The organism is Flavobacterium sp., assembly GCF_044341265.1.
Taxonomy (GTDB): Bacteria; Bacteroidota; Bacteroidia; order Flavobacteriales; family Flavobacteriaceae; genus Flavobacterium.
The window spans coordinates 1-12,237 of the sequence record NZ_JBIISA010000052.1; the positions used below are offsets into that span (position 1 = coordinate 1).

6 protein-coding genes are annotated in these 12,237 nt (G+C 32.9%); all 6 read right to left on the reverse strand.

Features of this window, described 5'->3' with window-relative positions; translation table 11 throughout:
• Window positions 1-4,114 (reverse strand): hypothetical protein (locus ACIQ06_RS15590; protein WP_396147851.1); only part of this gene is annotated, 4,114 nt, incomplete at its 3' end.
• A gap of 293 nt (window positions 4,115-4,407) precedes the next feature.
• Window positions 4,408-6,222 (reverse strand): GEVED domain-containing protein, encoded by a 1,815-nt coding sequence (locus ACIQ06_RS15595; RefSeq protein WP_396147852.1) that lies wholly within the window; start codon window positions 6,220-6,222, stop codon window positions 4,408-4,410.
• A gap of 6 nt (window positions 6,223-6,228) precedes the next feature.
• Entirely contained in the window at window positions 6,229-7,389 is a 1,161-nt protein-coding gene (locus ACIQ06_RS15600) for a PKD domain-containing protein (protein WP_396147853.1), read from the reverse strand.
• Between the two features lie 191 nt (window positions 7,390-7,580).
• Window positions 7,581-8,984: a choice-of-anchor J domain-containing protein gene (locus ACIQ06_RS15605; protein WP_396147854.1), complete on the reverse strand. Its 1,404-nt coding sequence runs from the start codon at window positions 8,982-8,984 to the stop codon at window positions 7,581-7,583.
• A 162-nt stretch (window positions 8,985-9,146) separates the two neighbouring features.
• Window positions 9,147-9,794, reverse strand: a complete 648-nt coding sequence (locus ACIQ06_RS15610) for a response regulator (protein ID WP_396147855.1) — start codon at window positions 9,792-9,794, stop codon at window positions 9,147-9,149.
• Window positions 9,795-9,810: 16 nt separating this feature from the next.
• Window positions 9,811-11,811 (reverse strand): histidine kinase, encoded by a 2,001-nt coding sequence (locus ACIQ06_RS15615; protein WP_396147856.1) that lies wholly within the window; start codon window positions 11,809-11,811, stop codon window positions 9,811-9,813.
• Window positions 11,812-12,237 lie beyond the last annotated feature (426 nt).

A 12,237-nucleotide genomic window follows, 5' to 3' on the forward strand; every position in this document is an offset into this window, starting at 1 on the left:
GTGCTGTGGTTCCTGCACAAAAAGCAGGTATTGTATTGAATGTTGGTGTAACTAATGGGTTAACGGTTATTGAAATTGTTGTTATGGCTCCACATTGTCCTGTATTAGGAGTAAATGTATAAGTGCCGCTTGTTGTATTGCTTACATTTGCAGGCGACCATGTTCCAACTATTCCATTTAATGAAGTTGTGGGTAATACAGGCGCTGTGGTTCCTGCACAAAAAGCTGGAATAGGATCAAAAGCTGGAATGACTGAAGGATTAACAGTTATTGTTATTTGAACTGGAGTTGGAGTTACACATTGTCCTGCATTAGGAGTAAACGTATAAGTGCCGCTAGTGGTATTACTTACTGTTGCAGGCAACCACGTTCCAACTATTCCATTTAATGAAGTTGTAGGTAATACTGGTGCTGTGGTTCCTGCACAAAAAGCAGGTATTGCATTGAATGTTGGCGTAACTAATGGGTTAACGGTTATTGAAATTGTTGTTATAGTACCACATTGTCCTGCATTAGGAGTAAAAGTATAAGTTCCGCTAGTTGTATTACTTACTGTTGCAGGCAACCACGTTCCAACTATTCCATTTAATGAAGTTGTGGGTAATACAGGCGCTGTGGTTCCTGCACAAAAAGCAGGTATTGCATTGAATGTTGGCGTAACTAATGGGTTAACGGTTATTGAAATTGTTGATATAGTACCACATTGTCCAGCATCTGGTGTAAAAGTATAAGTTCCGCTAGTTGTATTACTTACTGTTGCAGGCAACCACGTTCCAGCTATTCCATTTAATGAAGTTGAAGGTAATACTGGTGCTGTGGTTCCTGCACAAAAAGCAGGTATTGTATTGAATGTTGGTGCAACTAATGGATTAACGGTTATTGAAATTGTCGTTATAGTACCACATTGTCCTGCATTAGGAGTAAAAGTATAAGTGCCGCTAGTGGTATTACTTACTGTTGCAGGCAACCACGTTCCAACTATTCCATTTAATGAAGTTGTGGGTAATACAGGCGCTGTGGTTCCTGCACAAAAAGCAGGTATTGTATTGAATGTTGGTGCAACTAATGGGTTAACGGTTATTGAAATTGTTGTTATAGTACCACATTGTCCTGCATTAGGAGTAAAAGTATAAGTTCCGCTTGTTGTATTACTTACTGTTGCTGGCGACCACGTTCCAGCTATTCCATTTAATGAAGTTGTAGGTAATACAGGTGCTGTGGTTTCTGCACAAAAAGCAGGTATTGCATTGAATGTTGGTGTAGGGTTTGTGAAAGGAAATACTACCGCTACGCTACTATTAGACTCACAACCAGTATTATCTTTAATTTTTAAAAGATAATTACCAGGATTTAATGGTAAAGATGTTGGGTTTGTACTCCATGTTAATCCATTATCAAAACTATATTGATTTGCTAATGTTGTAATTGTAATAGTTCCAGTAGAAGTAGTACAATCAGGTTGTACAATAGTAAAACTTGGCGCCAATAGAAAACCTGTTGGTGCATTTATAATTGCAGTTGTTGACAAAGAAGGACAGCCAGAAAAATTATTTTTAATTTTTATAAAATAAGTTCCCGGAGTTAATTGTCCTGAAGTAGAATTATTACTCCACGTAAGTCCATTGTCAAAACTATAAAGTAAAGCATTGCTTGTTACAGTTATTGTGCCGGTAGATGCTGTACAATTTGCGGGTTGTGCAACAGTAACGGTTGGTGCAGATGGGATTATAGGAGCAGCTAAAATAGTAACGGAACTACTTCCCGAGATACATCCTGATGCATCTTTAAATTTTATTAAATAGGTTCCAACGATTATATTATTTAAAGTATTAGAGGTTCCAAAAGTTGCTCCATTGTCAAAACTATATTGTGATGCTAAAGTTGTAATGGTGATACTACCATTAGTACCACAGCCTGGTTGAATGACTGTGTATTCTGGATTTCCTAATGATTGAGGTTGGTTAATACTAACTTCAAAAGTAGATGATATACAACCATTAAGTGTTTTAATTTTAATGTAATAAACTCCCGGTGTTAATAAATCTTTTGTAGGACTGATTTGCCAAGTATCACCATCATCAAAACTATATTCCGTCGCAATTGGTGAATTAACCGTTATAGTTCCAAATCCATTACATGTTGTAGGTTGGATAACAGTAAGATTTGATTCTCCTATTAATTGAGGTTCATTAATATTAGCTACAACATAAGATGATATACAACCAGTAGATGTTTTAATTTTAATGTAATAAATTCCTGGAGGCAACAAATCTTTTGTAGGACTGGTTTGCCAAGTTATGCCATTATCAAAACTATATTCCGTTGCAATTGGGGAATTAACCGTTATAGTTCCAAACAATTCATTGCATGTTGGTTGAATAACAGTAAGATTTGAGTCTCCTATTAATTGTGGTTGGGTAATAGCAACGCTTGAAGTAGATGAAATACATCCGCCAAGTATTTTAATTTTAATGAAATAAATTCCTGGAGGCAATAAATCTTTTGTAGGACTGGTTTGCCAAGTTACACCATCGTCAAAACTATATTCCGTTGCAATTGGTGAATTAACTGTTATAGTACCTAATTCATTACATGTTGTTGGTTGAACAACAGTGATAATTGGATTTTCTAATAATTCAGGTTGGTTAATACTAATTTCCACAGTAGATGATATACAACCACTAGATGTTTTAATTTTAATGTAATAAATTCCTGGAGGCAATAAATCTTTTGTAGGATTGGTTTGCCACGTTACACCATTATCAAAACTATACTCCGAAGCAATTAGAGAATTAACTGTTATAGCTCCCAAACCATTACATGTTGTTGGATGTACAACAGTGATATTTGAGATTACTAATAATGGAGGTTGGGTAATAGCAACGCCTGTAGTAGATGAAATACATCCGCCAAGTGATTTTGTTTTAATGTAATAAATTCCCAAAGGCAATAAGTCTTTTGTAGGACTAGACTGCCAAGTTACTCCATTGTCAAAACTATATTGAAATGCTGGAGTTGTAATGGTAATTGATCCTGTAGCAACGGTACAATTTGGATCAACTTTAGTATAACTTGGGCTTGAGACAGAGTTGTTAACTGTGTAATTAGAACTTACATAACAATTAGTTCCATTTATTATTTGTACAGAATAACTCCCTAAACTTGTGGGATTTCCAAGAACATTGTAGGTACTATTTGTAGCGCCAACTATTGCAATGCCATTTTTATACCATTGATACGTTGTACCAGGCCCAAGTGGAGCTGTAATTTCAGCACTTAATACTAAATTATTATCACAATAAGTACCAACACTTGTTATAGTAACACCAAAAGAGGACGATGTGTTTAAAAGTAAATTATCAAAGACAAAATAAGGTAAATTACTCTGATTTGTAGCTGATCCTGATGGATAGGATGGCGGTAATACCGGAGGAGCACCTATCATTATAGCATTAATATTTATTGATGGAGTAAAAGTAATGGTAATTTGTCCCCAAGTTGAAACTGGTGAATAGGAAGCATGACCAATTTCTATCCAAGTTGGATCTACAGTATTTGGGCTGAGTTCTGTATCGAGAGGTAAATTTGTTCCAAGGTTACAGCCATAAACAGTAACATTTGCAGGTTCAAGTGTTATTGGGTTTATAGCAGATACAGTGTTGCCAAGAATATTTAAAGCAACTACATTCATAGTTAGCTGATAACTTGTGCCTGCAACCATTGGTGCTGTTAATGAAGTACCTAAATATTCCTTATAATTTTTTGCAAAATAAACGCCTGCTGCACCATTTCCATCTGGGAAATTATTAATTCCTAATGCAGCCATTCCTTGAAAAAGGTAGCCGCAATTATGAAAAAAATCTGAAGTGGCTGTAGTGGCTTGTATCCACGGTGTTGCTAATTCTAATTGCGTATGACTAGTCGGACAACTAGTTTTAACTTCAAAGGAAGGGTTCGGTATAATTGATGTTATCGACGAATTATTACAAAGACATTCTTGATCATTTAGATCTATTAGTCCATCGCCATCATCATCAATACCGTTGGTGCAATTTTCTTGTGAAAACAAAATCAACGAAAAAAATAAAAAAAAGGGTAGTAATTTATATTTCATCTATATATTTATCAATAGGAATAAAAGATTTTTGAATTTTAGAACAATAAAACTAATTACACCCAATGGGTTTTTCATATGTAAATATTAATTGTTTTTTTAAAGTCATATGGTATCGCTTTATTTTCACTGGTGTTTATCTCACAAAGATTTTATTTTTCATAGGAGTTCGATGATTTATCAATTGCAAGCAAACAAGTTGTTTATAGCGATTTCATATATTCATTTTTAAAGAGTAAAATTTGAAGAGCACTTTTCAACAAAAAAGTACTCTTCAAATTTACAGTAACCGCTTAATTTTTAATTATCTTTTTAGTTACTATTTTGTCTCCAGAAAATACTTGAATTAAATAATTTCCAAAAGGTAGATTTTGTAAATCAACAGTATTTAGATTGGTGTTTTGAGAGTGCACTAATTTGCCCTCAATAGTATAAATGTTAATTTTATCCAATTCAAAACCCATCTTTGTTTTTATATTTATTATTGATGTTGTTGGATTTGGAAAAACTTCAAATAAATCTTGATGAAAATCAATAGTTCCCAATGAAGTAGTGGTAAATGTAGAATCGGGTCCAACGTGAGTTCTTAGAATACTTCCTGCAGGAGGATTTAATGATCCAGCAGGAGTAATACTTTCTGTGCGAACCCTATAATGATAGGTAGTATTGATTGTTAAACCTGTAATAGTAGTTGCTACAGGGAAAAAATTGAATGATGTCCTAGCTGGAAATGAGTTCGGAGTTGCATTAACGGTAGTGCCATAGGTATTGGTTAAACCATATTCAAATTTAACGTTAGTAGTGTAAGTATCAGGAAGTACGCTTCCATTTAATGTGGCTTCGGTTCCTGTTATTGATGAAGCTGCAACTGGATTTATAGTTGGTCCAATAATAAAAAAGGGTTCCGTTTGGTCTGGACTATAGTAGCTCACCCCATTTCTTACTACTTTTACTCTCCAATGGTAAGTTGTATAAACAGGTTGCGGTTGAAAAAGGGTCCTTATAGAACGATTATTAAACCCAGTGATTACTGCTGGATTTCCATTCCAAAGTGTTGCTGCTACGGTTGTGCCGTAGGCAGTAGTAAAACCATATTCAATAAAAACATTAGCATTTCCAGTACTGTTTGGATTAACTTCAGCATTAAAAAAGTAAGTTGGATACTGTGTGCCATTATTAGACATTGAAAGTTCAACATCTGTAATAACAGGATCACCACCGGCAAAAGTTGTAAAGGTAACGTTCGATCCATAATAGGTATTTGCACCAACCGTTGTTTTGGTTCTGTAATGATAGGTTGTATTTGCTATCAGTCCTGTTAATGTTGCTGTTGCATTGGTCAAAACGGTTCCACTTGTGGTAGATGGGGTAGCGTTTGCAGTGTTACCATAAGCAGTACTAGTTCCATATTCAAAGGAAATGGTTGCTGTTGGTCCATAATTGGCATTCACACTACCATTAAGCGTTGCTTGGGTTGAACCAATATTAGTGGCCGGCAAACTGACTACGGATGGTGGAACAGGAGTTGGTGTGGTGGTTATGCTCACGTTATAATCTTCAATTTCACCATATTGCAATTGATTAGGACAAGGAATATCAGCAGGTAAACCATTGCCTCCTTTATAGATTACTCTCAATCTTGTTAGTCCATCAGTAGCAGTTGTTGGAATTAGAATTGTAAAATTATATGTTTGAGGAGTAGTTGCTTGACAGTTGGCATCAATAGTGGTAGAGGGAACAAAGCCCACTTTTTCGGTAACTTCAAAAGAATTGTTTTGGTTTAAATCTACGTAAACTTCAATGAACTTTGTTTCGCAATCACCTTGTATGACTTCTAGAGAAGTAGTAATGTTTACTCCTTTTTGAAGCAAAATAGGGGTAAAATTATTAAAATAAACATACTTGGATGTTCCAGAATTTGAATTTCCAGGTTGTCCACCCAAATAGCCACCTGTACTATTAGAAAAAGTGCCCAATTGAAATTTTGTTATTGGGTCAAAATAAAAAGGGACAACTGTTCCAGCACAATAGGGTGCAGGGTTAGTTGTTTGTGCAAAACCAGTAATGAAGGTTAAGAATCCAAAGGCTAGAATAAATTTTTTTTTCATGATTTTTTAATTTTTAATAAACTTATTTTTAAAATAGTTACCCTCAGAAGCAACTTCTATGATATAAACACCATTTGATAAATTTCCTAAATCAATGACATTGAGTTCTGAGCTAATTTTGCCGTTTAAAACAGATTTCCCTACGGTATCATAAATAGTATAAACAGAACCAAGTAATTGATTATCTACTTTTATAGTTATTTGGTTTGTAGTTGGATTAGGGTAAAATTTAAAATTACCAACTGCGTTTTCATTAATACTTAATGCTCCTATCTGAATTGTTTTTGTAATAGTGTTAGAAAAAGTGCAATTCGAGGCGATTAGAGTGATCGTATAGGTTCCACTTGTTGTATAGGTATGACTTGGGTTTGCAATGCTAGAGGTGTTACCGTCTCCAAAATTCCAAGAATAATTTAATGTATTAGCGATGGAAGTTGATAAATTAGTAAATGTAGCTGTGTTGCCTGAAATGGACTCACTAAAATTAGCGGTTGGTTTATTAATGTTAAGATTCCAATCATTTGTGCTATTGAAAAGAGTATTATCAGATATTGATTGATAATATTGTGCTAATGTACTGGATATCCCGGCAGTATAGCTTAATCCACTGGCACCTTGTTTCCATATACTGCTAAAAATAGTACACGCAGCCACGTAACTTCCGTCTATATTTGGGTGGCTGTTATCTCCACTATGTAATACATTCGTTGAATTATTTAATATATTTTGCCATACCACACCAACTGGAGCACATTGAACGTTTAATTGTTCGCTTATTTCAAGATAGGCACTAGTTAGCGAATTTTGCATTTGATTAAAATTGGCAAACACAGGACTACAATAGGTGCCGCTCGGATCGCATTGTTGTCCGCCATATCGTCTTCCCCAAGTCATATAAGTGATTATTTTTGCACAAGGGTTGTACTGCTCTATAAGTGCTTTTAAATCTGTCATGGCAGGGTACATATCGTTGTCACGAATATACTCTATCGTTGGAATTTGACTCTGCTCTTGTAAAATGACATAATCCCAATTACCTTGACTTATTTTTGCAAAAGTTGTCGCATCTACGAGGTGGCTCGACATAGGATATCCACCAGGCATACTAGAATCTATAATCAACGTTTTTCCAGCTGATGTTGAAAGGCTTTGAACGAGTTGGGGCAAGTTGTTATAAGAGGTATAACTATTTCCAATAAATAACACTCTTTTGGTTTGGCATTGAACTTGACTGATTGATAGCAACAAGAACGTAACGCCCAAAACAAAACTTGAAACATTTTTTTTCATTTTCACTTATTTTTTAATTGAATTGATAGAGAGCTTTGTTTATCCTCAGATGATAGACTTTCACTTAATTAATTTTTAATAAACTTATTTTTATAAGTTTTACCATCAGAAGCAACTTCTATGATATAAACACCATTTGATAAGTTTTCAACTGTAACTTGATCGGTATTCTGTGTTTTTTCTAAAAGCAGTTTTCCAAATAAGTCGTATATTCTTAGGGTTTCTATTACTGAACTAGTTTTTGATTCTATGTTTAATATGCTTTGTGCCGGGTTTGGATAGATTAAAAACTGGTTTTGACTGAAATTGTCAGTAGAAAGATTAGCACTCTTTGTAACTTTAAAATTATCTATCAAAAGTGCAAACTTATCGTCACTAATACAATTAATTCCTATTCTTATATTTTGATTTGCATAAGCATCTAAATTATAAGAATATTGTACCCAATTTGAAGTAGTTGTAACAATTGGTGAAATGAAAGTAAAGTTAGGTGGAGCAATGCCATTGGTAGAAATCCCTACTTTAAATTTTTCTGGGAAAGCCGCATCTGCCGATTTGGCAAAAAAGGTTAAGGTATTGCCATTAAGACCTAATGCAAGTGATTGCGAAATTAGCCAATCATTGTTAGCAGTAACTCCTGCTCCAGGTACTGCGGCGAAACATGCCATTGATTTTGGTGCCGAGAAAGCTTCAAAATTATTTGGAGATGGTAAAGCTGGTGTGGTAGCTGTTGGATTGAAAACCATAAAAGATTTTGCATTATTACTGTTTGCATAAGTCCTCCCATCAATATTGTAGGTGGGTCTTAAATCAACATCGGTAAGAGTCCATTGACCAACACCTGTTATAGCAAAATTAGTGTAAGAGTCAAAATTGTCTTCAAAAATAGTTACTGGAGGTTCTATAAGATTTATTTTATAATCTTCAGTCTCTCCGACAGCCAAAGATTGTGACATGCCATTTATTATGACGGTTGTACATGGAGTAGCTATCCCATTGGATCCAGTATACATATCATCTTCATACAAAATTACTCGAAGTCTTGTTTCCCCAGCAATTGCGGTAGTAGGAATGTTCACATTTACAGTAGTTCCGGTGTTAAATGGGAAGGTTACATCCATAACTTTTTCACCAACGTCATTAAAGTCATTGTCTCTATTAAAATCAATAAATGCGGCAACTCGGTGAGTTGAATTATTATTGTAATTTACAGTTAATGGATAAGAATTTCCTTTTACAATGCTAGGTGCCGTAATATTATTATAAAAAACATAAGCACCTCCTGGCCATCTAGTATTTCCTGAGGTATTAAAAATGCCACTAAAACTTACACTTGATATAAGTCTATCGGGTAAGTTAAACGGTGCTGCATTGTTAAAGGTCGCAGCACAATAGGGTGCAGGGTTAGTAATTTGAGCAAAACCAGTAAAGAAGGTTAAGAATCCAAAGACAAAGAGTAATTTTTTTTTCATGATTTTTCTGTTTTTTAGTACTTTGTTAGTGTTCTTTCAGCCCACAGGCAAAATGAGTTTATAGTTTAAGCATTAAAGTCAAAATTAATTTTAATCAACTAACAAAAAATCATCTTTTTAATGGTATTTAAAAAAATCATATAAAAAAGGGATGGCAGAATACTAATCGATAAATTCTAGATCTATAGCTTTCTTAACAAGACTAGTTATCTTATCTACATTAAACTTATAAAAAAGTTTTTGTTTATGGCTTACTACAGTATGCTGACTAATAAAAAGCGTTTCTGCAATTTGGTTAATGGTTAATCCTTTGGCTATTAAATCTAAAACTTCCTTTTCTCGAGTAGATAGTTTTGGTAAAATGGCTTTAGTGGTTGATTCTATCCCAACTTCATTCATAAAAATGATTTTGTTTTTAATTGCCTCACTAAAAAAAGGTGTTCCCTGAGCAACACTTATTATTGCGCTAACTAACAATTCTTTAGCAGCATTTTTAAAAAGATAGCCATCGACCTTCGCTTTAATCAATGCTTTAATGATTTGAGTTTCTTCGTGCATCGATAAGATTAGGATTTTTATCGATGGAAACTGTTTTTTTATCATCTGGCTAAGTGCTATTCCATCTATTTCTGGCATACTGATATCACTAACTAAAACATCAATAGTTGCTAAATTGGGTTGATTTAATAATTCTTTTGCACTAGAAGCAGTGATAAGAATATTGAAATTTTCTATATCTTTCAATATTGAAGATAGCCCTTCCAAAAAAAGGGAATGATCGTCTACTATGGCAATGTTTATTTTCTTCATTATATTCATAAACTGCTTAACAAGGTATGGTAATATTAAAGGCTGAACCTCTTCCCATAACGGAGTCAATAATCAGTTTTCCTCCCAGTGCTTTTGTTCTTGTCTCTAAATTTCGCAACCCTATTCCAGTTTTTTTAGTTGTAGAGTCAAATCCCGAACCATTATCTTCAAAAACTAAGTTTAATTCGTGTTCAAATTTGTTTAGATTAATTTCGATTTTGGTTCCATTAGAGTGGGTAATAGAATTCTTAAGCAATTCTTGAATCATTCTATAAACCGTTACTTGAATTTCTTCTGATAATTGGTTTATTTTATCTTCTTCTAAATACTCTAATGTTATTTCAAGTCTAGTAGCATCCTTAATGTCATTGACCAAATTATTGATGATTTTAATAAAAATAGAATCTTTGAGTTGTGGGGTAATCAAATTATGTGTTATAGATCTAACATCTTGATACAATTCATCAACATTTTTGATTACCTTATCTATTTGAGGGTTTTTATCATCCTCTTCAATTTTTCTCAATTTTAATTTAATTGCCGAAAGCGTTCCGCCAACACCATCGTGCAATTCAGACGCAATTCTATTTCTTTCGTTTTCTTCGCCTTTGATGTAATTGCGCATCGATTTTACTTGTTCGTTTTTAATAAGTTCTAACGCTTTCTGTTGGTACAATTCCTCCGATTTTTGTGCTAATGTTTTACTAATATTGGACCTCCTTTTATAACTAAAAACTAATCTGGTAGATAGGATAATTATCAGTATTGAAAATCCTGCAACGCTGTTTCTAATCAATTTTTGTTTGTTTAATTCTTGCAATGCAATCGCTTTTGCTTTGTCTTGCGCTGCTTTTGCAATCAATTCCTTTTTCTCAAATTCATACTTCATTTGAGCTTTGACAATTTTTTCGGTATTCTCTTTATTTTCAATACTATCTCTGGTAATTATATATTCTTTATAATGGTATAATGCCAATTGATGTTTATTTTGTTTTTCATAAATTTTACTTAATAATTCTTCTGCAGCCCAATAGGTGTCTAATCTGCTAATTTCTTTAGCTAATATAGAAGCACTTGTGGCAAACTGAATGGCCAATTTGTCTTTATTTTCTTTCTCATAAATTGAAGCAATAGATAAGTTTGTAATTGCAATAACTTCTTTTTTTTGAGTTTGTTCTCCTATTTTAATCAATTTAAAAAAGTATTTTAGGGCTAAATCATTTTTGCCCATTTGTTGGTGATAAAGGCCTAACGAATTATAGAGCATTACTTGTGACCTTTTTAAATGATATGTTCCAATTAATGCTTCTGCCTTTGTGTAAAATTCGAATGCTTTAGAAGTATCATTTTGCCGCAGATATATGTTTCCTATAGAGATATAGCTTCTAACATTGGCATCAAAGTTTTTATCACCTAACTTAAAAACTTTAGTGTAATATTCTAATGCTTTTGAATATTTTTTCAAATTAGAATAAACGTCACCAATTCCAATATACAATTCATGTAAATTATTTTTATCAATTTTTTCTCTTATTTTTAAAGATAACAAGAACCAATTTAAAGCTGTTGGAAAATCTCTTACCATACGCGAATGATGACCTAAATTGTAGTATGATCTTGCAATAAGATTATTATTCTTTATAATTTTAGCCGAGCTTAAACATTTTCTAATAAAATAAACTGACACATCATTTTTACCTATATTGGAATAATAAACGCTTAATCCACTATAAACACTAATCAATTTTTCTAGTATTTCTTTTCTTCTTTTTTTTACTTTCTCCTTTAGTAAGACCTTTTCTAATATGTTTTTGGCATCGATTGTATAAGTATATGCTGTTTTATAATCATTAAAATGCACGATAAAATACTTTGATAAAAAAATCTTTGCATTTGCCTCTCCTAACAAAAAATTGCTTTTTTTGGCTTTTTTTAATGCTTTTTTATAGTAAACAAAAGTTGAATCGGCATTACTTTTTTCAAATTCCGTCCCTATGGCTATATATAGTTTAGTCATAGTAGTATCACTTGTAGTTTTTCGCAAAACGCCTTTTAAACTATCTATGTTAATGCTCTGTGCATAAAATGATAGCGTATTAAAAATTAAAAACAGTAGTGAAAATATAAGTTGTTTTGTGTTATTCATATTAGGTATTCGAAATAAAGTTAATTTTTGCTATTACAATATTTAAGTAAAAATCAAAAAAAATAGTAGTAGTCATTTTTAAAGTAATTCAAATTTATCCAATTTTTTAATTCTTTTTTCAATTAGAATCATTACAAAGCCAAATAATTACATTTTGAATAGAAATAATATCTAAAACTAACACATGATGTATTTTTTAAGCAATGTTAGCTTGTTGGTATCTATTATTTTTGTTTTATATAAAATTATAAAAACGTCTAGTAAGAATAAAATACCTAAGTGAGTTGTCTAATGTAT

Excerpts from the sequence above, each read along its gene's own strand:
- ACIQ06_RS15595 (WP_396147852.1), bottom strand. The coding sequence starts at position 6,222 with ATGAAAAAAAAATTTATTCTAGCCTTTGGATTCTTAACCTTCATTACT.
- ACIQ06_RS15610 (WP_396147855.1), bottom strand. The coding sequence starts at position 9,794 with ATGAAGAAAATAAACATTGCCATAGTAGACGATCATTCCCTTTTTTTG.
- ACIQ06_RS15605 (WP_396147854.1), bottom strand. The coding sequence starts at position 8,984 with ATGAAAAAAAAATTACTCTTTGTCTTTGGATTCTTAACCTTCTTTACT.
- ACIQ06_RS15615 (WP_396147856.1), bottom strand. The coding sequence starts at position 11,811 with ATGACTAAACTATATATAGCCATAGGGACGGAATTTGAAAAAAGTAAT.